This is a genomic window from Clostridium sp. AM34-9AC (assembly GCF_003480225.1).
Lineage (GTDB): Bacteria > Bacillota > Clostridia > Lachnospirales > Lachnospiraceae > Acetatifactor > Acetatifactor acetigignens.
This window is the reverse complement of record NZ_QUIU01000001.1, coordinates 135,651-161,751: the sequence shown is the minus strand read 5'-3', so window position 1 is coordinate 161,751 and position 26,101 is coordinate 135,651. Positions and strand designations below refer to the sequence as shown.

At 47.5% G+C, this 26,101-nt stretch carries 23 protein-coding genes, 1 tRNA gene and 1 pseudogene; 23 read left to right on the top strand and 2 right to left on the bottom strand.

Annotated features, from left to right (window positions below; translation table 11 throughout):
- Positions 1-145: 145 nt before the first annotated feature.
- From DW835_RS00625 to gdhA, 12 genes and pseudogenes are all read left to right on the top strand, one after another.
- Positions 146-553, top strand: coding sequence for a DUF3842 family protein (locus DW835_RS00625; RefSeq protein WP_022311921.1), 408 nt, complete (start codon positions 146-148; stop codon positions 551-553).
- The gene (locus tag DW835_RS00620; RefSeq protein ID WP_022311920.1) at positions 528-1,139 is read left to right on the top strand and encodes a hypothetical protein; all 612 of its coding nucleotides are present in this window, start codon (positions 528-530) and stop codon (positions 1,137-1,139) included. Before DW835_RS00625 ends, DW835_RS00620 begins: the two co-directional genes overlap by 26 nt.
- A complete protein-coding gene (locus DW835_RS00615; RefSeq protein ID WP_117464898.1) occupies positions 1,111-1,632 on the top strand; it encodes a YqeG family HAD IIIA-type phosphatase in 522 nt (173 codons plus the stop codon). The genes DW835_RS00620 and DW835_RS00615 overlap by 29 nt, the downstream gene beginning before the upstream one ends.
- Positions 1,622-2,515 carry a shikimate dehydrogenase gene (gene aroE, locus DW835_RS00610; RefSeq protein WP_243036992.1) on the top strand — a complete coding sequence of 298 codons (894 nt, stop codon included), beginning with the start codon at positions 1,622-1,624 and terminating at the stop codon, positions 2,513-2,515. The genes DW835_RS00615 and aroE overlap by 11 nt, the downstream gene beginning before the upstream one ends.
- A 3-nt stretch (positions 2,516-2,518) precedes the next feature.
- Positions 2,519-3,013, top strand: a pseudogene (locus DW835_RS00605) (shikimate kinase); the annotation flags it as partial.
- A gap of 60 nt (positions 3,014-3,073) precedes the next feature.
- Entirely contained in the window at positions 3,074-3,508 is a 435-nt protein-coding gene (gene aroQ, locus DW835_RS00600; protein ID WP_117464990.1) for a type II 3-dehydroquinate dehydratase, read from the top strand.
- A gap of 107 nt (positions 3,509-3,615) precedes the next feature.
- Positions 3,616-4,173 carry an elongation factor P gene (efp, locus tag DW835_RS00595; RefSeq protein WP_022154943.1) on the top strand — a complete coding sequence of 186 codons (558 nt, stop codon included), beginning with the start codon at positions 3,616-3,618 and terminating at the stop codon, positions 4,171-4,173.
- Between the two features lie 175 nt (positions 4,174-4,348).
- Positions 4,349-5,245, top strand: coding sequence for a DUF5688 family protein (locus DW835_RS00590; protein ID WP_022311916.1), 897 nt, complete (start codon positions 4,349-4,351; stop codon positions 5,243-5,245).
- 117 nt (positions 5,246-5,362) lie between these two features.
- Positions 5,363-5,434: transfer RNA gene (locus tag DW835_RS00585), tRNA-Arg, on the top strand.
- A 97-nt stretch (positions 5,435-5,531) separates the two neighbouring features.
- Entirely contained in the window at positions 5,532-6,746 is a 1,215-nt protein-coding gene (locus tag DW835_RS00580) for an SH3 domain-containing protein (RefSeq protein ID WP_172594757.1), read from the top strand.
- Between the two features lie 357 nt (positions 6,747-7,103).
- The gene (locus DW835_RS00575; protein WP_022313316.1) at positions 7,104-7,562 is read left to right on the top strand and encodes a hypothetical protein; all 459 of its coding nucleotides are present in this window, start codon (positions 7,104-7,106) and stop codon (positions 7,560-7,562) included.
- A gap of 217 nt (positions 7,563-7,779) precedes the next feature.
- On the top strand, positions 7,780-9,126 hold the full coding sequence (gene gdhA, locus DW835_RS00570) for an NADP-specific glutamate dehydrogenase (RefSeq protein ID WP_022313315.1): 1,347 nt from the start codon (positions 7,780-7,782) through the stop codon (positions 9,124-9,126).
- Positions 9,127-9,288: 162 nt separating this feature from the next.
- On the opposite strand, the gene DW835_RS00565 is transcribed toward gdhA, so the two are convergent.
- Complete coding sequence (locus DW835_RS00565) at positions 9,289-11,961, bottom strand: transglycosylase domain-containing protein (RefSeq protein WP_118668307.1); 2,673 nt, start codon at positions 11,959-11,961, stop codon at positions 9,289-9,291.
- 161 nt (positions 11,962-12,122) lie between these two features.
- Here DW835_RS00565 and DW835_RS00560 point away from each other — a divergent pair, with 161 nt between their 5' ends.
- From DW835_RS00560 to DW835_RS00520, 9 genes are all read left to right on the top strand, one after another.
- Positions 12,123-12,770 (top strand): YigZ family protein, encoded by a 648-nt coding sequence (locus DW835_RS00560; protein WP_243036991.1) that lies wholly within the window; start codon positions 12,123-12,125, stop codon positions 12,768-12,770.
- A gap of 261 nt (positions 12,771-13,031) precedes the next feature.
- Positions 13,032-14,381 carry a magnesium transporter gene (gene mgtE / locus DW835_RS00555; protein ID WP_022313311.1) on the top strand — a complete coding sequence of 450 codons (1,350 nt, stop codon included), beginning with the start codon at positions 13,032-13,034 and terminating at the stop codon, positions 14,379-14,381.
- Positions 14,382-14,595: 214 nt separating this feature from the next.
- On the top strand, positions 14,596-15,264 hold the full coding sequence (locus DW835_RS00550) for a DUF1905 domain-containing protein (protein WP_117464906.1): 669 nt from the start codon (positions 14,596-14,598) through the stop codon (positions 15,262-15,264).
- A gap of 237 nt (positions 15,265-15,501) precedes the next feature.
- Positions 15,502-16,467 (top strand): hypothetical protein, encoded by a 966-nt coding sequence (locus DW835_RS00545; RefSeq protein WP_117464907.1) that lies wholly within the window; start codon positions 15,502-15,504, stop codon positions 16,465-16,467.
- A 122-nt stretch (positions 16,468-16,589) separates the two neighbouring features.
- Positions 16,590-18,275, top strand: coding sequence for an ABC transporter substrate binding protein (locus DW835_RS00540; protein WP_117464908.1), 1,686 nt, complete (start codon positions 16,590-16,592; stop codon positions 18,273-18,275).
- A gap of 242 nt (positions 18,276-18,517) precedes the next feature.
- On the top strand, positions 18,518-20,614 hold the full coding sequence (gene yidC, locus DW835_RS00535) for a membrane protein insertase YidC (protein ID WP_118668308.1): 2,097 nt from the start codon (positions 18,518-18,520) through the stop codon (positions 20,612-20,614).
- Positions 20,615-20,654: 40 nt separating this feature from the next.
- Entirely contained in the window at positions 20,655-20,936 is a 282-nt protein-coding gene (locus tag DW835_RS00530; RefSeq protein WP_022313335.1) for a hypothetical protein, read from the top strand.
- 6 nt (positions 20,937-20,942) lie between these two features.
- On the top strand, positions 20,943-22,607 hold the full coding sequence (locus tag DW835_RS00525; RefSeq protein WP_118668309.1) for a sulfatase-like hydrolase/transferase: 1,665 nt from the start codon (positions 20,943-20,945) through the stop codon (positions 22,605-22,607).
- A 34-nt stretch (positions 22,608-22,641) separates the two neighbouring features.
- Positions 22,642-24,324, top strand: coding sequence for a sulfatase-like hydrolase/transferase (locus tag DW835_RS00520; protein ID WP_118730480.1), 1,683 nt, complete (start codon positions 22,642-22,644; stop codon positions 24,322-24,324).
- On the opposite strand, the gene lepB is transcribed toward DW835_RS00520, so the two are convergent.
- Complete coding sequence (gene lepB, locus DW835_RS00515) at positions 24,299-24,796, bottom strand: signal peptidase I (protein ID WP_118668312.1); 498 nt, start codon at positions 24,794-24,796, stop codon at positions 24,299-24,301. The two genes, DW835_RS00520 and lepB, sit on opposite strands and share 26 nt — an antisense overlap.
- Before the next feature lie 122 nt (positions 24,797-24,918).
- Here lepB and DW835_RS00510 point away from each other — a divergent pair, with 122 nt between their 5' ends.
- Together DW835_RS00510 and DW835_RS00505 are read left to right on the top strand one after the other, a co-directional pair.
- Positions 24,919-25,539, top strand: coding sequence for a flavodoxin family protein (locus DW835_RS00510; protein ID WP_118668313.1), 621 nt, complete (start codon positions 24,919-24,921; stop codon positions 25,537-25,539).
- Positions 25,540-25,554: 15 nt separating this feature from the next.
- Positions 25,555-26,100, top strand: a complete 546-nt coding sequence (locus tag DW835_RS00505; RefSeq protein ID WP_117464914.1) for an RNase H family protein — start codon at positions 25,555-25,557, stop codon at positions 26,098-26,100.
- The last annotated feature ends 1 nt before the right edge of the window (position 26,101 follow it).

The following is a 26,101-nucleotide window of genomic DNA, read 5'->3' as shown; positions in this document are numbered from 1 at the left end:
TAAATATGCCTTCTGGCGTTAAGCTCCTTCCTGAAGCATAATACATAATAAAGGGTGGGCATTTTTTTGTCAAGATAAATTGCAAAAAAGCATTTGCCATGCTATCATGGAACATGTATGTATTATTTTTGGCAGGAGTAAAGTTATGCGTATTATGGTAATGGACGGCCAGGGCGGAGGCGTAGGCAGAAGCCTGCTGGAGGCTCTGAAGGAACGGTTTCCGGAGGCGGAACTGATCGCAGTGGGAACCAACGCCACAGCTACGGCGAATATGATGAAGAGCGGCGTTACAAGCGGTGCCACCGGGGAGAATGCCGTGGTATATAACAGTAAGAGGGCAGACGTGATCGTAGGACCGGTGGGAATCGTCATGGCGGATGCCATGTTAGGTGAGATCACCCCCACCATGGCAGCAGCGGTAGCTTCGAATGATGCAAAACTGATCCTGATCCCCATGAGTAAATGCCATGCCACTATCGTGGGAGTCGAGAGCAGACGCCTGGGAGAATACATTGCGGAGGCTGTGGATGAGATCGCTGAGAACTGTTTCTGAGCTGACAGAGGAATTGCGTGTGCTTCCCACCGGAATGCGCATTATTGCCATTGACGGCAGATGCGCCGCCGGGAAGACAACACTGGCTGCCAGACTTGCAAAAGAACTGGGCGGAGATGTGATCCATATGGATGATTTTTTTCTGCCACCTGCACTTCGGACGCAGGAGCGCAGAAGCGAGCCTGGCGGAAATGTGCACTATGAACGATTTTTGACGGAAGTCATACCGAAGCTTGCATCGGGACAAGCATTTTCCTATCAGAGATTTGACTGTTCCCGCATGGCACCGGGAGACTGGCTCCCGGTACAAAATAACGGTTTTGTATTCGTGGAAGGCGCTTACAGCTGCCATCCGGTACTGGGAGAATACATGGACCGGAAAGTATTTCTGGATATAGACCATGAGACGCAGACGGAGCGGATCCGCACGAGGAACGGAGAGGACATACTACAGGACTTCCTGCAGCTGTGGATTCCGTTGGAAGAAGCATATTTTCAGGCATTTTCCCTAGAGGAGAATACCGATTACATTATAAAACAGACGAAAGGCGAGACAGATGCTGCATCAGTTTTACCCGGATTATGAGGCGGATTCCGCCTATGGCATAGATTACAGAACATTATATGAACAGGGGTATCGCGGAATCATTTTTGATATTGACAATACACTCGTACCGCACGGGGCACCGGCAACACCGCAGGCAACAGAGTTCTTCGGCAGATTGCGGGAATTGGGATTTCAGACACTGCTGTTATCGAACAACAAGGAGCCCCGCGTAAAAAGTTTTGCGGATGCAGTAGGTGCTTCCTATATCTATAAGGCCGGGAAACCCGGAAGAGAAGGTTATCTGCGGGCTATGGAACAGATGCATACCGGGGCGGATACCACACTTTTTGTGGGGGATCAGCTGTTCACCGATGTGTGGGGAGCTAAGAAATGCGGGATCATGACCTATCTGACGAAACCCATTCATCCGAAAGAAGAGATTCAGATCGTACTCAAGAGATATCTGGAAAAGATCGTACTGTTTTTCTACCATAGAGAAAAGCGTCGGAAAGGAAATCAAAATGCTGAATGATATCAATGGCTATACCAGAACCTGCGGACTGATCGGAAACCCGGTGGAGCACACCCTGTCTCCGGTGATCCACAATACCCTGTCCATGGTGCTTGGGAAAAATCTGGCCTATGTCCCGTTCCATGTGGAGACCGGAAGACTGGAGGATGCCGTGAAGGGTGCTTTTGCACTGAATCTGCTGGGAATAAATGTAACGGTTCCCTATAAAAGCGATGTGATCCCGTACCTAGATGACATAGATCCGCTGGCATCAAATATCGGTGCTGTAAATACGCTGGTCCGCACGGAAAAGGGCTATAAAGGCTACAATACCGATATGCCGGGATTGTACCGGGCCATGTGCGAGGACGGCATCAAAGTCAAGGGACAGAAAGTGCTGATCCTGGGAGCCGGAGGAGTAGCCAGAGCGGTAGCCATGATGCTGTTGGATAAGGGGGCGAAAGAGGCCATTATCCTGAACCGTACGGTGGAAAAGGCACAGAGCATAGCGGACGAGGTGAATCACCTCACCGGAAAAAACCGGAAATTTGCAAAAGCCCTGTCTATAGATGCGTATGATACGCTGCCGGAAGGGGAACGCTATCTGGCAATACAGGCCACCAGTGTGGGTATGTATCCGGACTGTGATGCGGCGGTGATCGAGGATCCCACATTTTATAAGAGAGTACACACCGGATATGATCTGATCTTCAATCCACCGAAGACCCGGTTTATGGAACTGGTGGAGGCACAGGGCGGTGAAGCCTATAATGGTGCGAAGATGCTTCTCTATCAGGGAATCATTGCTTTTGAATTGTGGACAGGCTGCCAGGTGGAACCCTGGCTTGCAGACAAAGTCTATGAACGGATGCAGAAAGCAAAAAAGACAGAGGACGGAAAATAAAAAATGAAACACAAACGAAGGAATATCGTCCTGATCGGCTTTATGGGATCGGGGAAGACAACACTGGGACTGAAACTGTCCTATCTGCTACGGATGCCGGTAGAAGACACGGACAAGCTGATCGAGAGACAGGAGGGCAGGAGCATCACACAGATCTTTGCGGATGACGGTGAATCCTATTTCCGGGAACTGGAGACGGAACTGCTGCGAAAATGCGGGGAACAGAAATACGAACGTATCCTGTCTGTGGGAGGAGGCACTCCGGTCAATCCGGTGAACCGACCCCTGCTGCATCAGTGTGGAACAGTGGTATATCTGCGCGTGTCGCCGGAAGTGGTCTACGAGCGGCTGAAAAATGACACTACAAGGCCCCTGCTGCAGTGTGAGGATCCTCTGACAAGGATCCGGGAACTGCTGGAGATCCGGGACAAAATCTATGCGGAATGTGCGGACATTATACTGGATGTGGATAACAGGCATTCCGATGAACTGGCGGAAGAGTTACAGCTGCAGTTACGGAAGCAGAAAGACATACAGAGAAAAAAGGAGAGAAAAAAGATGAAAATTCTGGTGATCAACGGACCGAATCTGAATTTTCTGGGAATCCGTGAGAAAAAGATCTACGGAACACAGGACTATCAGTATTTACTGGATCTGATCGACAAAAAAGCAAAAGAAACCGGAGAGGAGATCCAGGTGTTCCAGAGCAACCATGAAGGAGCCATCATCGACAGGATTCAGGAGGCATATTCTGACGGAACGGAGGGGATCGTGATCAACCCCGGTGCCTACACCCATTACAGCTATGCCATCCGGGATGCTCTGGCAAGCGTGGATATTCCCAAGGTGGAGATTCATATTTCCGATATTACGAGCAGAGAAGAGTTCCGCAAGATTTCTGTGACAGCACCGGTATGTAACAGGCAGATTTACGGACAGGGACTGGACGGTTATCTGCAGGCTATCGATTTCCTACGAGAGAACAGGCAGTAGTTTCCCGAGAAATTTGAAAAAATTTTTCAAAAGTAGTTGAAATGTGCATGTTTTTATATTAAAATGTTAAAGAATTATGACGTGAAAATATTTAGGAGGAATACATTATGATTTCTGCAGGTGATTTCAGAAATGGTATTACCATTGAGTATGATAACAATGTTTACCAGATTATCGAATTCCAGCATGTTAAGCCGGGAAAGGGCGCAGCTTTCGTAAGAACCAAGCTGAAGAACATCAAGAGTGGCGGTGTAGTAGAGAAGACTTTCCGTCCTACTGAGAAGTGCCCTCAGGCGCGTATTGATAGAAAGGATATGCAGTATCTGTATGAAGATGGCGATCTGTACTACTTCATGGATACTGAGACTTACGATCAGGTTGCACTGAACTCTGAGACTGTAGGCGATGCACTGAAGTTCGTAAAAGAGAACGAGATGTGCAAGATCTGCTCCCACAATGGCAGCGTATTCTCCGTGGAGCCTCCTCTGTTTGTAGAACTGGAGATCACTGAGACCGAGCCCGGATTCAAGGGTGATACCGCTACCGGTGCCAGCAAGCCTGCTACCGTTGAGACCGGAGCTACTGTTGCAGTACCTCTGTTCGTTAACCAGGGCGACAAGATCAAGATCGATACCAGAACCGGTGAATATCTGTCTCGTGCATAATTGTTGAGACTACCACTGTTCTGAGCAATATCCGATAAGAGAACCTGTAAGGCAATAAGTTATCCTGTTTCGGGATGGCTTATTGCTTTTGTTATTTTCTACATTTTTACACCGGAAATACCACATGGGAAAAAGCAGGAGGGGAGCCTGCTTCGGAGAGGCATGGAGGTATTCTATGGAGATTTCTACATTTAAAGTAAAGGTACAGAAGGCTGTCAGCGAAGTGTTGGGACAGGAGTATACAGTGGAACTGCGGGAAGTGCAGAAGAATAACGGAGTGCTGCTTCAGGGACTGATGATCCGTAAGGGACAGGACAATGTGACACCTACGATTTATCTTAATTCCTTCTGGGAAGCTTATGAGGGTGGCGTGACCTTTGCAGATATTATTAAGAAGATCATCAGTATCTATAAGGAGGACGGAATCGGCCGGAAGATCGATGTTTCCTTTTTTCAGGATTTTGAGAAGGTAAAGGAGAAACTGTGCTTCCGGCTGGTGAACCGGGAGAAGAACCGGGAGCAGCTGGAAAAAGTGCCGTATATTCCGATACTTGATCTGGCAATCTGCTTCTACTATGCGTTTGACGAAGCAGGAGTGGACAACGGTATGATCCCCATCTACAGATCCCATCTGGACAACTGGAAGGTGACAGACAGGGATCTGCTGGAGATTGCAGTGAAAAATACCCCCAGACTGTTTCCCGGTGAGACCATTCCCATGGAGGATGTGCTGGGAGACGCACTGCAGGAACTTCCGGAGGAAGTCCGGAGGGAATTTTTGAGGAAGGTATCCATGATGATCCTGACGAATTCCCGCAAGACTTACGGTGCCTGCAGCATCCTGTATCCCGGGATGCTGGAGCAGCTGGCAGAGCGTATCGGCGGCGATTATTACATGATCCCCAGTTCTGTTCATGAATTCCTGCTGGTTCCCAGGGAACGGGAACAGGACAGGGAAGAACTGAAGAAAATGATCGCAGAAGTGAACCGGACGGAGCTGCCGCCGGAGGAAGTTCTGTCGGACCATTTATATCTGTATTGCAGCCGGGAGAGGGAAGTAAGGATAGTGTAGAATACCGGAGTGAATATTATGTTTGAAAAAAACTAAATAATTCCAACAATTTAAACTGGACATATGTAGTGTTTTATGATATTATAGTCGAGGTGATGTAACAAATTTGTAATATTTGCATCCGTAGTCTAATGGATAGAACGGAGGCCTCCGACGCCTTTAATGCAGGTTCGATTCCTGTCGGATGCATTTACATCACCTTGATTATAGGGAGAGAGATGAGAGAAGCCGCTTGCGGCTTTTTGCGATTAAAGAACTTTTTTTCAGAATTTGGAAAGGACGCAATATGTGGAAAGAAAAATTACATTTTCTTGGAAACTATATCATAAAGCATAGTAAAGTAGTTTTGCCGGCTGTCGTTGTTGTGGCAGTGGCAGTCACCGTATCCGTAAGCCTGAGTATGAACAACCGTCACCGTGAGGAGCAGCAGAACGCAGAGAGCGCAGCGGCAGTGTCCAGTGAGATTGCTACGGAACCGACAACAGAGGATGTACCTTTGGTAGCAAATGAGGAAGGTGCGGTATATACTCTGGTAGCTACTTATTATAATGCCATGGCGACCGGTGATGAGACAACGTTACGTTCCGTTTGTGATGAGATCTCCGACAAAGACATGTATCGTTATCTGGAACTGGCACAGTATATTGATTATTATCCGACTTTGGAGATCTATACCAAGACCGGCCCGGAAGAGGGTTCGGTGATCGCTTATGTATATTACAAGATTGCATTTGTGGGTCATGAGGAAGAGGTGCCCGGTTATCAGGCACTTTATATCTGCACCAATGATCAGGGAGAAATGTATATCAAGCGCGGCGAGAACAGTGAGGAAGTCAACGATTATATCAAGACGTTAAGCACGCAGGATGATGTTGTGGAATTTAACAACAAGATCACAGTGGAATACAATGAACTGATGGTAGATCATCCGGAAGTATTGCAGTATATCAGTGAGCTGGATTCTCAGGTAAGCATTGCCGTAGGAGAGAAGCTGGCCAATCAGGTAGCCGGAGATCAGAATACAGATACCTCTGCGGAAGGCGGTGATCAGGCGGCAGACGGTCAGGATACTTCTGCCGAAGGCACAGAGCAGCCCGCAGAAGAGCAGGGACCGCAGTATGTGACGACAACTACTACCGTAAATGTCAGAAGCTCCGACAGTGAGCAGGCGGATAAGCTGGGTAAAGTGGCAGGAGGTACGAAGCTTCAGGTACTGGAGCAGCGCGCCAACGGTTGGACCAAGGTAGATTATGAAGGTAAGGAAGGCTATATCAAGACAGAGTTCCTGCAGCTGGCAGAGAGCGCAGCCGGTGCCGAGACCATCGGAACCGTGACCGCTACCACCAATATCAATGTACGTGCATCCGCCAGTGAGACTGCAGATCGTCTGGGAGTTCTTTCCGGTGGCGATTCCGCGGAACTGGTCGGCACAGAAGGCGACTGGAGCAAGATCAGGTACAATGGCCAGATCGGATACGTCAAGAGTGAATATGTACAATAATGAGCAGTGCCAAAAAATGAAGCGGCAAAAATCTGACTGCTTGCAGGCAGGATTTTTGATGATTCTTTTTTGATAGGGCGAATGCCCGACAGCGAAGAAACGCGAAGCTTTTTTGAGCTGTACACTGCGGAATGAGGAAGAAGCGATTTGCGGAAGCAAATCAGCGGAATCCGAATGTAGGTAGAATTGCGAGAGCGGCGAAGGCAGCGGAGCAATTCGTATTGCACGGCGAATGATAGGGCGAATGCCCGACAGCGAAGAAATGCGAAGCATTTTTGAGCGGTGCACTGCGGGCTTGGAATAAAATAAGAAAATTCAGGGAAAGCTTCTTACCAAAAACGGTAAGGAGCTTTTTCTATGAATAAAACAGGAAATCACAATCTGAAGAAACAGGAGATCAACATCTACCGGGAGATCCAGCGTAACACGGAAATGGCCATGAAGGCCCTGGATGCCGTTACGGACAAAATCTACGACGACAGGCTGGCAGCCGTGGTGGCGGAACAGGAATTACAGTACTCCAGGCTGCATGACAGGGCAGTGCAGAATCTGGTGGAGGGCAAGGCCCAGACCTACCGGGAGAATGCCATGGAGAACATGATGCTGCGCTTTGGAATCGGTTATAACACCCTGCTCAACACCAGCACAAGTCATATCGCAGAAATGATCATCAAGGGCAGTAATAACGGTGTGCTGGAGATGGAGAAGGTGTTGGCACATAATGAAGAGTTTGCCGGAAGCCCCTGCCGCAGTCTGGCGAAGGAACTGATCGAGATGGAGAATGCCAACATCCGGACTCTGAAAGAATATCTATAGCATACAAAACGACCGCTTTCGGCAATTTAGTGTACACCATAACGCACAAATTGTATACTTGCATACCTTTTTGTGCAATTTTTATAGAAAATGGCCAAAAACTTTTACGATTTAGTGAAATAAAGTTTATTGTACAATTAAAAAAGTCGTTTTATAATAAAGCATATGGCAACCAGGTTGTCATGAATCTGTATACCAATTGAAGGAGGACATTCAAATGTCATATGTTGATGAAGTATTTGATTTGGTAGTCGCAAAGAATCCTGCACAGCCCGAGTTCCACCAGGCAGTCAAAGAGGTTCTGGAATCTCTTCGCGTGGTGATCGAGGCAAATGAGGAAAAATATCGTAAGGATGCTCTGCTGGAGAGATTGGTAACTCCCGAGAGACAGATCCTGTTTCGTGTACCCTGGGTGGATGATAAGGGTCAGGTACAGGTAAACAACGGTTTCCGTGTACAGTTCAACTCCGCAATCGGACCTTACAAGGGAGGTTTACGTTTACATCCTTCCGTTAACTTAGGTATCATCAAGTTCCTTGGTTTCGAGCAGATCTTCAAGAACTCTCTGACCGGCTTGCCTATCGGCGGTGGTAAGGGTGGTTCCGATTTCGATCCCAAGGGTAAATCCGACAGAGAGATCATGGCTTTCTGCCAGAGCTTCATCACAGAACTTTACAAATATATCGGAGCAGATACCGATGTTCCTGCGGGTGATATCGGTACCGGCGCAAGAGAAATCGGTTATATGTACGGACAGTACAAGAGACTGACCGGCCTGTATGAAGGTGTTCTGACCGGTAAGGGCTTAAGCTATGGCGGATCCCTGGCAAGAACCGAAGCAACCGGTTATGGCCTGCTGTATCTGACCGAGGAGATGTTAAAGTGCAATGGCAAGGATATCGCAGGCAAGACCGTGGCTGTATCCGGTGCCGGTAACGTAGCAATCTACGCTATCCAGAAAGCAGAGCAGTTAGGTGCCAAGGTAGTTACCTGTTCCGATTCCACCGGCTGGATTTATGATCCCGAAGGAATCGATGTAGCACTGTTGCAGGAAGTAAAGGAAGTAAAGCGTGCAAGACTGACCGAGTATGCTGCTGCAAGACCCAGCGCACAGTATCATGAGAAGAAGAATGGTGAGCATGGTGTATGGACCGTGAAGTGTGATGTAGCTCTTCCTTGCGCAACCCAGAACGAACTGGATCTGGAGGATGCAAAACAGCTGGTTGCTAACGGCGTATTCGCTGTAGCAGAGGGCGCTAACATGCCTACCACCATGGAAGCTACCGAGTACTTCCAGAAGAACGGCGTTCTGTTCTGCCCCGGCAAAGCATCCAATGCAGGTGGTGTTGCTACCTCCGCTCTGGAGATGAGCCAGAACAGTGAGAGACTTTCCTGGACCTTCGAAGAGGTTGATGCAAAGCTGAAGACCATCATGGTTAATATCTTCCACAATCTGGATGATGCAGCCAAGAAGTACGGCATGGAAGGTAACTATGTAGCAGGTGCTAACATCGCAGGCTTCTTGAAGGTTGCAGATGCTATGACTGCACAGGGTATTGTATAGGAACATCTGAAAACATAAGGTATATCATGAGCACCGGATCGAATGTGAAAACGTTTGATCCGGTGATTTTTTTATGCAAAAAATAACCCGCCCCTGTAGCTGCGTGGAGCAGTGGTACAGGGGCGGGTATTGTTATTTCTATGGTATTCTATGGTTCACATATTATTCTTCTGTCTGCGGCTGCGCTGCAGCATTACGGGCATTGATCTCGGCCTGTTGCTGGTTGATCACAGATTCGTAGTCAGGATTGGCAAAGAAGGTTGCATCATGCTGACACTGACTTCTGGTGTTCGGTGTGCTGACAGTCTGCGTGCCATCCGGATTGTTGATGATGACAGTGGAGCCCTGCTGTAATGCAGGATCTTCTACCAGAGGCATGGTGGCAACACCGGTGTACTTGAACGGGCAGTCAGGGCTTGCGGGTAATCCGTCGTAAGCACAGATCTCGCCCTGATAGTGTACATCGCAGCTTTCCGTTGGTTCCGTACCCTCAGCAAAATACTCTGTATATACACAGCCATCGCAGAGACCGGGAATCGGGAGCTTGCCGGACTGGGAACATACCGCTACCTGTACAATACCGGAGGGAACCGGGAACTGGGTGTTAGGCAGATCCTCATGAACACGCTTCATAACCTTACGCCATAAGGTCTTGGAGACACCGTCCTCGGCACTGTTCAGGTCAACATTGTTGTCGTACCCGGTCCAGGTAGCAGCGGTGTAGTAAGGGGTATATCCTACAAACCAGGCATCGGTAGGTCCGGTAGTAGTACCGGTCTTACCGGCGATAGCCATACCGCCGAAATTTACACGGCCACCGGTACCGGAGGTAACTACATCCTGCATAGCACTGGTCAGCAGGAAAGCGGTGGTCTCCTTGATGACCTGTCTGGTAGCCGGATTGGTGTTGTCCAGAATTACATTGCCATCGGAATCGGTGACCCTGGTGTACAGCTTCGGGGTGACATAAGTACCGCCGTTGGCAATAGCTGCGTAGGCACCAGTCAGTTCGTAAGGAGTAACACCGTAGGTCAGACCGCCCAGAGCCAGGGACTGGTTCACGTCGGACTTGATCTCGTTGCCGACCTGCACACCGTCGGTCAGAGTGGTAAATCCAAAGTTCAGCAGATAATCATAACCAAGTCTCGGAGTGATCACCGTGATGTTCTTAACTGCGATGATATTCAGGGAGTCACGGATCGCACTTCGGATATTCTGGATGCCCCGGTAACCGGTCTTGTACCAGTTACGAACGGGAGTACCGTCTGCATAGTTAAACGGTGCATCGTTGTATACAGTAGCCAGAGTCTTGCCGGCACTGTCCAGAGCGGGAGCGTAGGAGGCCACTACCTTGAAGGTGGATCCCGGCAGACGCTTGGCACTGGTGGCGCGGTTCAGGGTTCTACGGCCCTCCTTGGCACCGCGGCCGCCGATCATGGCTACCACATAGCCGGTGTTCTGCTCCTCAATGACCATAGCGGACTGGGGCTGTGGAGTCATGGAAATAGTTTCTTCGTAATTGTCCGCATTGTCTTCCACACCCAGCTGCGCCAGCATTGCAGAACGGTAAGTGTCTACGGCCGCATAGGCATCGTCCTGGGAAGAGAAGATCAGGTTGAATTTCTTATTCTGGTTCTGCTTGAACCAGGTCATCATGTTTTCTTTACTGAAGTTATTCTTGGTACCGTCGGGAGAGATAATGGTAAGAGCATAGTTCAGATACCATTTTACATTCTCCGGGTAGTTGGAAGCATCTGCGTATTCCTCGTTCAGAATATTCTGGATCTTGGGATCTAACGTGGATTCCACACGTAAACCGCCGGAGGTCAGCAGTGTCTCTGCCATGGTTTCATTATAGCCGGCCAGGATCAGATCCTGTTTTACCTGTTCATATACCGCATCGGAGAAGTAGGAACCTGTGGTGGCATTGGCCTCCTGATAATCGATGTCGTACAGGCCGATCCGCTCGTACACAGCATCGGTATCTGCCATGGCTTCGTCGTATTGCGCCTGGGTGATGAAGCCAAGCTCCAGCATTTTCGTCAGACATTTCTCACGACGTTTTACATTCTCTTCCGGATGACGGATGGGATTGTATTTAGAAGGATTCTGCGTGATACTGGCAATGACCGCACATTCGGAAATGGTCAGTTCGCTGCAGTGTTTACCGAAGTAACGTAAGGAGGCGGATTCCACACCCAGGGTGTTCTGACCCAGGTTGATGGCATTCATATAACGCAGCAGGATCTCGTCCTTGGAGTAGTACTTTGTAATCTCCAGTGCCAGGTACTGCTCCTGAATCTTACGTTTGATTTTTTTGATCTTGTTATTACCCTCGGAGGTCCAGTCCGTAAAGACGGTATTTTTTAGAAGCTGCTGGGTAATGGTACTGGCACCCTGGGCTTCTTCACCACCGGTCTTAAAAAACTGGTAACCGGCACGGATAATACTCTTGAAATCAATCCCGTTATGCTGATAGAAGCGTTCATCCTCAATGGCTACGAAAGCCTTGCCCATGTAGTCGGGAATCTCGTCCATGCCGACGGAGAGACGGTTGGAGTTGGTACTGACGTACTGGTCGATCTCGTTGCCCTCTCTGTCATAGACGATGGTAGCTTCGCCGACTGCCACGACATCCGACAGACGGATCGTGGGGGTGGAGGAGAGGATGCCGCGGAAAACACCGATACCGGCGGCTACACCGCAGATGCCGATGCCTACGACAGCTGCCAGCATGACCTTGACACAGGTCAGAGCGATTTTTCTTCCCCATTTTTGTGATTTAGAGTTGAGTGTCTTTTGCTTCGCACGGACACCTTTTTTACCATAATTCATAAAACAAGTCCTTTCTGTCTGAGATACAGACGAAGACATTATACCAAATAATGCTATGTAAATAAAGGCTTTTTAGAATTGTTTCACATTTTGGAGAAGTTATGCTACACTGAAAAAGAAAGCAAAAGAAAATAAGAATTTAAAAATAAGTGAGGCCATACATGGGTGACATGACAGCAACAGATAACTATAGAGTCCTTTTGTCCGGCGGAGAAGGTGAGATCGTGGAGAAAAAGTCCCGCTTTATCTCTACGATCCGCAAGTGTGAAACCGAGGAAGAAGCAGTGGCTTTTATAGAAGAAATGAAGAAAAAATACTGGGATGCCAGACACAACTGTTCTGCATTTATAATAGGAAGCAGAGGCGAACTGACCCGGTGCAGCGATGACGGGGAACCCTCCGGAACGGCGGGGCGTCCGATGCTGGAAGTATTGACCGGATCCGGTATCCACAATATTGCGGTGGTAGTGACCAGATATTTTGGTGGCACATTGCTTGGCACCGGCGGCCTGGTGCGGGCCTATACCCAGGCGGTGAAGGAGGGGCTGGATCATTGTGAGACCGGCATTATGCGGAAGGGCTGCGAGCTGGAAGTGACAACGGATTATAATGATGTTGGAAAGCTGCAGTATTATTTCGGACAGCAGGGCATCGTTCCTGCGGACAGCATCTATGCGGAAAACGTAAAATTTATTTTACTTGTCCCGGTGGAAAAAGAGGATAGTCTCAGGAAAAACCTGACAGAAACCACCTGCGGAAAGGTAAAAATTGAGAAATTGAAAGAAACTTATTTCATTGACAAAGAATAGTCATAAAGTTAAAATATTATTAACAATTCAGAACCATTAAATATTGACGGATATTCGTCGAATGTTTACATTCGTAAGAATATATGTCAAGAGCAAAAGGAAAGCCTCGTAGAGGCGATTTTGCGAATGGGGTTCTGGATGGATCCTACAGAAAGGTGGTGGTTTTTATGAAGTGTACACAGAAGAGTTCTGACAACCCACTTCCGGGGCGAAGTTACTGCATAAGTTACACCCATAGAAAACATCATAAGGAGGATCATCATGGAACAGATCAAAGAACTGGAAGAAGTCTTAGAGCTTCTTAACACCAAGCAGTATACCAAACTGCGCCAGTATCTGGCTGAACTCAACGATGCCGATATTGCAGGACTTCTGGAAGAACTGGAAGAAGAGGATATGCTCAAAGTCTTCCGCATTCTTCCCAAGGACCTGGCGGCAGACGTTTTTTCCTATTTAGATATGGACAATCAGCAGAAGATCATCACCTCCCTGTCAGATAAGGAAGCAACGAACATCATCAACAACCTGATGGCAGACGATGCGGCTGACCTGTTGGAAGAGATGCCTGCCAACATTGTCAAAAAGCTTCTGACCAACGCAAGCCCTGAGGTACGCAGAGATATCAATCATCTGCTGCGATATCCGGAAGATTCCGCCGGAAGTATCATGACGGTCGAATATGTAGACCTGAAGGAGAATCTGACGGTGAATCAGGCCATCGAGCGGATCCGTAAGGTAGGCCTCGACAGTGAGACCATCAATATCTGTTATGTCTTAGATGCCCAGAGAAGACTGGTGGGAACCGTGGCCCTGCGTTATCTGCTGCTCATGGACGGTGACGAGATCATCGGTGACATCATGCATGAAAATGTCATCTCCATCAATACGCTGATGGACCAGGAGGAAGTTGCCAGACAGTTCAAAAAATACGACTTTACAGCCATGCCGGTAGTGGACAATGAGAACCGGCTGGTAGGTATTATCACCGTGGACGATATCGTGGATATCATCGAAGAAGAGACCACGGAGGATATGGAAAAAATGGCGGCTATCGTGCCCAGCGATAAGCCTTATATGAAGACCGGGGTATTTGAGACCTTCAAAAAGCGTATTCCCTGGCTGCTTCTTCTGATGGTGTCAGCTACCTTTACCGGAGCCATCATTTCTTCTTTTGAAGATGCTCTGAGTGTGTGTGCGGTACTGGTGGCATATATCCCCATGCTGATGGATACCGGCGGTAATGCCGGAAGCCAGGCGAGCGTTACAGTCATCCGTGGATTGTCCCTGAATGAGATCGAATACCGGGATGTGCCGAAGGTCGTATTCAAGGAGATCCGCGTGGCACTGATCTGCGGTATTACACTTTCCGCAGCGAACTTTGTAAAATTACTGTTATTGGATAAAGTAGGGGTGCTGGTGGCAGCATCCGTGTGCCTGACTCTGGTGGCGGCAGTAGTGATCGCTATGATTATCGGATGTCTTCTGCCGATCCTGGCGAAACGGCTGGGATTCGACCCTGCGGTCATGGCGAGTCCGTTCATAACGACCATCGTCGATGCAATGTCATTACTGGTATATTTCCGTGTGGCATCTGCAATTTTAGGGTTATGATAAGAGAATAAATGATAGGTAAAGCGTCTGCCTGAAAGCAGGCGCTTTTGACATTTTTTTGACAGGATGTTTTTTTTTAAGTACTTTTCAGCAAGCTCTTTGCAAGGATGTAAATTTTTGTTAGAATCAAGATAAATGTGAAATGTAACCGCTTTCGTTAATCTTTTTCTTAAGAGAATATTCGGGAACAGCAAAAGCAACGGAGGAATGAAATATGAGATATTTTTTTGAATCTAAAGTAGAGAAAAAGGATGTAGGATACACCATTCAGATTCCTTTTAATGTATGGGAAGTATGCCATCAGAGAGAAGTCATCAAGGGAGATATCGTTCTGGATAACAATATCATTCAGTGCGAGCTTCATCCCAAGGAGAAGGGCAATTACGAGATTGTGATCACCGATGAAGCTGCTGTAAAAGTAGAACTGGGTGTGCCTCACAAGATCCTGTTACATATTAACGGTTCCCTGATCCGTATGGATCAGAACAGCCCTTACAGCTTTGAGAATCCAATCCGCAAGATCGACAGCATGAACGTGATCATCCAGCCCGAAGACGGTCTGTGCGGTCAGGCTTGTGTCGCAATGTTAGCCGGTGTTACTATCGCAGAGGTGATCAGCGTGATGGACTGCAGAGAGTGGCAGGCTACCATGGGCCGTGTGATCTCTGCGCTGAACTATTACGGCATTGACCATACCGACATCATCGTATATACCGAGGGTAGACCCGCTGTACTGCCGAAGTGCTGTATCATGATGGAAAAGATGGGACGTTTCTGTCATTACCTGGTACACTATGATGGAAAATTCTATGATTCCAATCTGGGTGTGCTGGAAGAGTACGATATGAGCAAGCTGTTAGGTTACCTTGAAATCAAATGCTGATGGAATGCAAATCCGTATTTGCGTGATTTCGATTACCTTGTTCTATTTATAAGGAAGTTCAAAAACTGTAGGTTACACAGATGTGCCTACAGTTTTTTCATAGAAAATAGGTTAATCGGCTAAAAACCCCCTAATAGGGTTGCATGTTGACACGGTAAAGTGTAAAATGGAAAAGTGTGGTTTTCGTAACTTTTCAGAGCGATTACTAATTTTCTATTACAAAGGATGGGAAGAAAAATGAATCAGAAAAAGAAGATTGAAAATTATCAGCAGATTGCCATGGGAACCGGATTGCGTTATGATGAAACCAATGACTTGTTTCATGGGGAACGGGATGGGTTTGACTTTATCGTCTATGCACCCGATGCAAGATATCCGTATATGATGGTACTGCATACGGCGGCAAAAAGCGCTGACGGGTCGACATTTGACAAGCAGGCAGTGAAAGGGTTTCAGAAAAGCAGCAAGAAGATCGCGAGTTTTGGTCAGAAGAATCTGGATATCAGAGTATCACTGAAGGCACAGTCCAATGCGGAAAAATGTAAGGATACATTGAACGAAGCACTTGCAGCTACAACGACATTCCTGCGTACAAACAGTTACAGCCCCTGCTGTGATCTGTGCGGTCAGAATGTAGAGACCGGAGCGTTCAGAATGGGCGGTGAATACTATCATTTATGTCCGGACTGCGAGATGAAGATGCGCAGTGACATCGCGATGAATGCACAACAGACGGCGCAGAAGAAAGAAAACATCGTAGGCGGTATTGTAGGTGCCCTGTTAGGATCCCTGTTGGGAATGCTCAGTGTTCTGATCTTAAGCCAGTTGGGATATGTAGCAGCATTATCCGGTGTGATCATGGCGGTGTGCGTTCTGAAGGGATATGAGATGCTGGGCGGAAAACTGACCAAAAAGGCAGTAGTCATCAGCGCTGTGATCATGATCCTTATGACGTATTTTGCAGACCGTGTGGACTGGGCGATTATTTTGTTCAATCAGGGCGGCGGTGCGGAAGCAGGTTATAGTCTGTTCGAGTGTTATCGACTGATCCCTGCGGCACTTTCCGCAGAAATTATTGATATGGGAAGCTACATAGGCAATCTGGTTCTACAGTATCTGTTTGTGGCGCTCGGAGCAATCCCTACCGTTATCGGAAAAATGAAACAGAAAAAAGAAGAAGGTATTATCGCAAGATTAAATTAAGCTCTTTGCTTTCAATAGACAATGTGGTACAATAGTACCAGTAATGTAATTCCTCATATCGTGGTATTGGGTTCAGACTTTTGACCCCGGTAGCATACCTGTTGGAATTAGGGGGAAGGAATATGAGAAAGTGGAAAGCATGGCTGTTTGCGCTGGCTGTTCTCATAGGCATTGGGACTATTGGGACGGTGTCAGTAACGGCAGAAGCACAGAATCTGAATCAGGGAAAGCGGGTATTGTTTATCAGCTCGTATTCTTATGGCTGGGACACAGTCCAGACGCAGATCGAAGGAATCAAGGCGGGGGTGGACGAGAATACCACTATCGACTATGAATTTATGGACACGAAGCGTTTTCGGACAGATGAGTGGCTGAATATGTTTCATGATATGCTGAAATACCATCTGGAGAATACGGATCCCTATGATGTGGTGATCGTGGGAGATGATGCGGCGCTGCAGTTTGCCATGGAATACCGGGAAGAACTGTTCCCGGAGATACCGGTTGTCTTCGAAGGTGTGAACGATGAAGAATATGCCATGAAAGCGGCAGAGAATCCTCTTGTGACGGGAATTATTGAAAAACTGTCCGTAGAGAAGAACATAGACATGGCGCTGAAGGTGAATCCGACAGCCGATAAAGTAGTGGCGATACTGGATGATTCAGTGACCGCAGATGCAGAACGGAAGAATTTTTACAACTCAGCGGAAAACTATCCGGAGCTGGAATTTTCTGAGATCAATGCTGCGGAACTGGAAACAGCCAGATTGCAGCAGGCTATCAGTAAGGTGGATGATAAGACGATACTGATCTATATCGTTATGTCTAAGGACGGCAGTGGCAAACAATATACCAGTGACCAGGCGCTGTGTATGATTGTGGATTATGCCAAAGTACCGGTTTACCGCATGGTGGAGGCCGGAATCGGTGACGGACTGCTGGGCGGTAATGTGGTATCCATGTATAAGTCCGGAGAGATCGCAGCACAGATGGCCATGGATATCGCAAATGGTACCGACAGTGCAGAGATCAATGTGGTAAAGGACAGTCCCAACATTTATTGTGTAGATGAAGACGTCATGCGGAAGTTCGGGCTGGAGGCATCACAGTTTCCCAAAGATACCGAATTTGTAAATCATCGGGAGAATTTTTTTGTCAGGAACCGAGAGGCTTTGATACCGGCACTTATACTTATCACTGCACTCAATGTTATTATCTGCTGGGTGTGCTTCGATAATTACCGCAGACGAAAGCTGCTGCAGGAACTGGAGCAGGCACGTGCAATTATGGAGGCGGCAGCACAGCATGACTTCCTGACGGGACTTCCGAACCGCAGCAAATTCATGAAGGATCTGGAGCAGATGATCGATGCGAAGGTTCCCTGTACCGTCATGATGCTGGATATTGATAATTTCAAGAAGATCAACGACACTTACGGACATACGGCAGGAGACGAAGCGCTGCAGCAGGTGGCAAACCGCCTGAAAGAGATGCAGTCCCAGATACTGACATCATACCGTTTCGCCGGAGATGAATTTATTCTGATCCTGCGCAGCAGCCAGAATATGCTGGTGGAGAAGACAGCGTACCAGTGCAGACAGGTATTCACAAAGGATGTGGTGCTCTGCGGTACGAAGCGGAAGATCGGCGGCAGCATTGGTATTGCAAGTTATCCTAAGGATACGGATAATCTGGAACAGCTGATCGTGTGTGCGGATGATGCCATGTATCAGGTGAAGAAGAACGGCAAGAATGATTTTGCATTCTATAAAAAGCCAGAGGAAGAAACAACGGACAATACGCAATAAAACGGAAATAGAACAAAGAATACAGAAAAATAGGGAAGCAGGCAGAAATTTGCTGTTATAATAACAGAGGGTTCTGCCTGTTTTTTGAACGGAAAATTGCTTTCCATGTTGAAAAAACATACGATTATGTTATAATTAGTACTATTGACTAAAAGGAGAACAGTGTGAAAATAAATTTCACACGCAAATTTGTGCCTGCGGCCCAAACTTTGCAGATTTTGAGAAAGGCATGGTTAATTAAAATGCGAATACTATCAGAAGCACTGGGATATGTAATGTATTTTTGCTATTATCTGGTGCATAATTATGGATTGGCAATCATTCTGTTCACATTGATCAGCAAGATCGTATTGTTGCCGGTATCCGTCTGGGTACAGAAGAATTCCATTAAAATGGTAAAGATGCAGCCTGAGATCAACCGGATCAAGGCAAAACATTTCGGGGATGCAGACCGGATCGCAGACGAACAGTCCAAGATCTTCAAGAGAGAGAAGTACAATCCGCTGGCATCTCTGATCCCGCTGGCAGTTCAGATTATTCTGCTGATGGGACTGGTAGAGGTTATCTATCACCCGCTGGATTATCTGCTTCATCTGCCACAGGATGTGATCACGGCATTCAATGGCCTGGCTGTCAGCCTGGCCGGAGCAAATCCGGAGAGCTCCTCTATTCAGCTGGCAGTAGTGGAGATGATCAAGAGTGGTAATTATGCAGAACAGTTCGCAGCATTGCAGTCAGGACTGGCAGGTGTGGACATTGCGTCTGTATTACAGCAGGTGCAGGGAATTTCCCTGAACTTCTGCGGCATGAATTTAAGTTGGGTACCTTCCGAAGTGGGGGGCATTGATATCATCGTCCCCATTGCAGCCGGTATTTCCGCATGGCTGTTGTGTGTGGCACAGAATGCAGCCAATGTCATTCAGGCAGAGCAGTCCAAGCTGAACAAATACGGTATGATGGCATTTTCGGTAGGGCTGTCCCTGTATCTGGGCTGGTTTGTTCCGGCAGGTGTGGCTTTGTACTGGATCGCCAGCAACCTGTTCGCAATTTTACAGCAGTATCTGCTGAACTGGGCCATCAATCCCAAGGATTATGTGGATTATGAGGAACTGGAGGCCAGCAAACAGGAACTGGAGGAATTGCAGTCCATTGGTGGCAAGAAGAAACTCTTCGAGAAAAATCCCTATGCCAAGAGAGAGAAGAAAGATTTCAAACGTTTCTTCTCTGTAGTGAACAAGCATCTGGTATTTTATTCCGAGAGCAGTGGCTTCTATAAATATTATCAGGGCATTATCGAATGGCTCCTGGCACATACCAATCTGACTATCCACTATATCACCAGTGATCCGGAAGATCAGATCTTTGCACTGGCGGAAAAAGAAGACAAGATCCGGGCGTATTATATCGGAGAAAAACGTCTGATCACACTGATGATGAAGATGGATGCAGACGTAGTGGTCATGACTATGCCGGATATTGAGAACTTCCATATTAAGCGCAGCTATATAAGGAAGGATATTGAATATATCTATATTCCTCACTGTATGGACAGTCTGAATATGACCATGCGTACCGGTTCCATGGATCACTACGATACCGTATACTGCGTCGGTAAGCATCATACTGAGGAAATCCGCAAGACAGAGGAAGCTTACGGTCTGCCTCCCAAGAAGCTGATCGACTGGGGCTACTGCCTGCTGGATCGTATGATCGAAGATTACAGGAAAGCGGATAAGACGCCTCATGAGAAAAAGCATATTCTGATCGCTCCTTCCTGGCAGAAGGACAATATCGTGGACAGCTGTCTGGAAGGCATGCTGGATGATCTGGCAGGTAAGGGCTATGAAGTGGTAGTACGTCCTCATCCTCAACAGGTGCGTCTGCAGCAGGATAAGATGGATCGCCTGAAAGAGCGTTATGCCAAGAACCCGGATATTGACATTCAGACAGACTTCTCATCCAACAGCACGGTATTCGAGGCGGATCTGCTGGTGACTGACTGGTCCGGTATCGCTTATGAATATGCCTTTACGACCAAGAAGCCGGTTCTGTTCGTGGATACTCCCATGAAGGTCATGAATCCGGAATACCAGAAGATCGACACCGTACCTATCAATATCTGGATGAGGGATGTCATCGGAGACCGTCTGGATCCTACAAAGACAGAGGAGACCGAAAACAAGGTCAGAAATCTGCTGGAGCAGAAGGATGCTTACCATGACAGAATTGAAAAGTTCGTGGAAGAATATGTATACAATCTGGGCAACAGTGCCGAAGTAGGTGCAAAGTACATTGTACAGGCAGTCCAGGAACAGATTAAAAAAGCAAAAGAACAATAAAAATTGAAATACAAATAGAGTAAAAGAAAGAGGTAAAAACATGAAAAAATTAAGCAAGATCGCACAGGTAACATTTTTTGCAGCAGCATTCGCAGTACTGTTTTCCGGAACAGCAGATGCATATATTGATCCTTCCGTTATGAACTATGCTATTCAGGCAGTAGCCGGTGTAGTCATCGCTGTAGGCGCTGCAGCCGGAATCTACTGGAGAAAAGCCAAGAAGAAGATCGACAAGAGCCTGGGAATCGACGAGAACAGAAACAAAGAAGTAGAATCCGATGATATTATGCTGGATCAGGCAGAGGACAAGCAGGAGAAGTAATCTGACATGAAAAAGCGGGATAAAAAGCAACTGCTGCCGGGAATCGTGGTGGCGGTTGCCATCAGTTTCCTGGTGTTTTTATATGCACCGGTAGACTTGTATTGCAGTAATATATCCGAGTTCTGGTTTGATTTCGGAATTCTGATCAGGGCATCATTGGGCCTGTTTTTGATCAGCACCGTTGTGCTGCTTCTGATCTATATTGTCTTGTGGCTGATCCATCCGGTGCTGTACCGTCTCGGACTGGCAGGCGGATTCTTAGGGTTGATCTGTACCTATATTCAGGGAAATTTTCTGATCAGGAATCTGCCGCCCCTGGATGGAACGACGATTCGATGGGAAGAATATACATTTCTGAGGACAGAGGATTTTATTCTCTGGGGCATCGGCTTTGTTGTTGTAGTGCTCATGTATATTTTCCTGAAAAAAGATCTTTTGTCCAAAACGGTAATGTATTTAAGCGGCGGATTGACATTGATGTTGCTGATCACAGCAGTCAGTATTGTATTTACCAGTGGGGCACTGCAGGAAAAAGTCCATTATCAATATGGTGCGGACGAACAGTTTGTGATGTCAGAAGACCAGAACTTCGTGATCCTTCTGCTGGATACGGTGGATTCCAGAACGATCACGGAGCTGTTGGACGAGCATCCGGAATACAGTGAGGTATTTCGTGATTTCACCTATTTTGAAAATACGGTAGGAGCATACTCCTGCACAGAGAGATCCGTTCCCTATATTCTGTCCGGAGACTGGTATGAAAATGATGAACCCTTTGATGATTACGGCAAGAGGGTGTACCAGGAGTCCCCACTGTTTCAGACATTGCAGGAACGTGGCTACAATATGGAACTCTGTGATTCTGAATTGTATATGGATACCGAACTGATGCATATGTTCAGCAACATTCACGTAGTGGATTTCGAACTGAGTTCTTATACGAAATTTGCGAAACCACTGTTGAAGCTGATCGGTTTCCGGTATGCGCCTTTTGAACTGAAGAAAATGTGTACATTTAAAAAGGCTGCATTCGCAGAACTGCTCCAGGTAGAGAATACACCTGAGGAAACCAGCTGCAGTGAAACGGATCATGTATTTAAGAGTCAGCTGGATCTGCAGGGAATTACCGTGGAAGATTCCTCCAAAAAATTCAAATTTATTCATCTGAACGGAGCACATGTTCCTTATATCTATGATAAGGACATGAATATCATCAATGAACTGGACGGCACCTATGAACAGAGCGCACAGGCCACGATGGTCGGTGCAATGGATTATGTCGAACATCTGCGCAACAGTGAAGCCTACGACAATACAGTCCTCATTGTGATGTCGGATCATGGCTATAACGGAAGCCTGGGACAAAGCGGAGAGGCTACCTGGATGCGTCAGTGTGCATTACTTCTGATCAAGGGAAGAAATGAGCATCATGATACCATGCAGATCTCACAGGCACCCATAAGCTTTGAGGATCTCCAGGAGGCATATGTGCGTCTGCTGGACGGCAGGCGGAGTGATGAGGTCTTTGACTGGAAGGAAGGCGATGCAAGAGAACGCCGGTTCTTACGGTATTCTTTCCTGGATGACGATCATATGCAGGAGTATATACAGACGGGGTATGCTTCTGATATGGATACCATGATTCCTACCGGAAGAGAGTATAATCGTTAGAAAGAAATGCAACAATGTGACAGGGAGAATAAGTGTGAGTAAAAATACTGTGAGAAAAAAGATAACAGGCAGACAGCTGATGCCGGGGATTTTCATATCCCTGGCCATCAGTTTCCTGCTGTTTCTGTATGCTCCGATCGATCTGTACTGTGCGAATACAGCGGAATTCTGGTTTGATTTTTCCACGTTATTGATCACTGCACTGGGGATGTTCGCTGCCTGTTTTGCTGTACTGATGGTGTTATATCTGATTGCCATGCTGATTCATCCGTATGTGTACCGGATCGCACTGGCTGGAGGGCTGACACTTTTTATCTGTACCTATATCCAGGGGAATTTTATGATCGACAGACTGCCGCCATTGGACGGAACTTCAATCTGGTGGGGCAAATACGATATTCTCCGGAAAGATACATTGCTTCTTTGGGTAGTAGTGCTGATCGTTGTAATTGCGGCAATGATCGTGCTGCGAAAGCAGAAATTTGTCCATGTGGTAATGTTCATCAGCGGATGCATGACCCTGATGCTTCTGGTTACCGCATGCAGCACCGTGATTACCAGCGGGGCACTGCATTCCAAACTGCATCTGCATGTCAGCGTGGAAGAAGAATTCGAGATGTCTGCGGACAACAATTTCGTGATCCTTGTGCTGGATACGGCAGATTCCAGAGAGTTTACCTCACTGTTAGAGGAACATCCGGAGTACCGGGAGATCTTTGGAGATTTTACTTATTTTGAGAATACCACGGGAGCTTACACCAGCACATTGAATGCTATTCCTTTTATTTTATCCGGTGAATGGTATGAGAATGAGGGATCTTTTCAGGACTATCTGGACAGAGTCTACAGAGAGGCACCGTTGTGGAAGGAACTGAAGAGCAGAAATTATCAGATCGATCTCTATGAGGATGATATCCGTGCACAGGATGCTTCCATCGTGGACAATTTTGACAATGTCTATTTTACTAAGGTCACCCCCGTTTCTTATCTGGAACTGGCAAAGCAGGAGCTGAAGCTCGTTGGATTCCGGTATGCACCGTATGATCTGAAAAGATACTGCGTGATCAAAGAAGTCTATTTTAATGAATTACGGGAATCTCATCCGGAAGGTTCGGATTCCAAGGCGTTTACTGCGGATAATACGGCTTTCAAGGAGGATCTGGCAGCCCAGGGTGTTGTGATGGATGAGACGGGAAACCGTTTCAAGTTCATCCATCTGAACGGGGCTCACGCACCTTTTATCTATGACAAGGATGCCAATGTCATCGGTGTGGAACAGGGATCTTACCGTCAGAGCATGGAAGCTTCCATTACATTGGCAGCAAATTATATTCAGGCATTGAAAGACAGTGGTGCCTATGACAACACCGCTCTGATCGTAATGGCAGATCACGGATACAACGGTATGGGAGAAAAGGAAGAGGACTTTCTGCGGCAGGCAGCGTTGCTTCTGATCAAAGGAAGAAATGAACAGCACGATACCATGCAGATCTCGGAAGCTCCTATCAGCTACGAAGACCTGCAGGAGGCGTATGTCCGACTGCTGGATGGCGCGCAGAGCGACGCGGTGTTTGACTGGAAAGAGGGAGATACCAGAGAGAGACGTTTCCTGGAATACGCTCCCGGCAGTGAGAAACACATGGTAGAATATCTCCAGAAAGGCCATGCACAGGATCTGACAACTATGGTGCCTACCGGAAGGGTGTTCGACCGGTAATAACTTTTCCTGCGATAGAAGCGGCGGGGATGATCCCGACTTCCGCAAAGCGGCTGTCAATGCTGTGGTTGCGGTTGTCACCCAGGACAAAATATTCTCCGGGTGCAAGCGTCAGGGGAGCTGCGGCATTGCCGGCATCCTCCATGAGAGAAAAGCCATGGGGGGTCGGTTGGGGAACCCCATTGACATAGAGGATTCCCTCTGTGATCTGTACCGTATCTCCCGGCAGGGCCACGATCCGTTTGACGATATCGCGTCCCAGCGTCTCGTGGCGGATGACAACGACGTCGTTATAGTCCAGACAGTCTGGCAGACCGAATTTCTGAAGGAGGACCGGCTGCCCGGAGGTGTAGGTCGGCTCCATGGAAGAACCGTTTATAAAATACAGCTGTACCACGAAATGGGACACCAGATAACAGATACAGCCGATAAGCAATACAAAAAGCAGATAAGAACGGGTGCGATGATTCATAAGGGATCCTTTCCGGTTTGTTAAAATGCTGATAAAGATATCAAAATCTATCAGATAGCATACCACATTTCGGGTGGCAATAACAGAGAAGAGAAACAATAAGAGAAAAAGAGGTAAAAGCAATGAAAGTATTACTGGTAAACGGAAGCGGACATGCGAAGGGCTGTACCTACACAGCTCTGGAGGAAGTAGCGGGAGCACTGGAGAAAAACGGTATTGAGACGGAGATCATCCAAGTGGGTACACAGCCCATCGCCGGATGTATCGGCTGCAATGCCTGTCTGAAGAACGGAAAGTGTTTCCGGGAGGATGGCGTGAATGAATTTGTGGAAAAAGCGAAGACTGCAGACGGATTTGTCTTCGGATCTCCGGTGCATTATGCATCTGCTTCCGGTATGATCACTTCCTTCCTGGACAGAGCATTTTACGGCAAGAGCGCCATGTTCCAGGGCAAGCCCGGTGCCTGCATCGTCAGCTGCAGACGCGGTGGGGCTTCCGCAGCCTTTGACCAGTTGAACAAATATTTTACCATCAACTGTATGCCGGTGGTATCCAGCCAGTATTGGAATCAGGTACACGGCAATACTCCCGAAGAGGTAAAACAGGATCTGGAAGGCATGCAGACCATGCGTACCCTGGGTAACAATATGGCATGGCTGCTCAAATGCATTGCCGCAGGAAAAGCTGCGGGCGTGGATTTCCCGGAGAGAGAACCGGCGCAGAAGACCAACTTTATTCGATAAGGAGACAGATGAATTATGGCAGAGTGGAATGGATTGGGAAGATATCCGGAGGATGCGGATGTGAATGATCGTCCGGAAGAGGGTACCTTGCTGGCCTATGTGGACGGAAGCTATCAGGATGCACTGAAAAAATACGGTTTCGGCTGTATTTTTATTCTTCCCGATGGACGCATCTATACAGAATACGGTAATGGTGACAATCCGGACTCTCTGAAACAGCGGAATGTCTCCGGAGAGATGCTGGGAGCCATGTATGCGGTACGGTTTGCCTTAAACAGTGGCTTTACAGCCATCGAGATCCGCTACGACTATGAAGGAATCGAGAAATGGGTCACCGGTGCCTGGAAAAGTAAGAATGATCTGACGAAAAAATATGCACAGACCATGCTGGGCTGGGGACAGAAGATTCAGATCCGCTTTACCAAAGTACCGGCTCATTCGAAGGTAAAATACAACGAGCTGGCAGATGAGACCGCAAAGCTGGGTGTGGCAAACGGAAACGGTATTCCCAAAGTCAAAAGTCTCAGTGACTTCGAAGCGGCAGACGGTGTGGAAGCGTGAA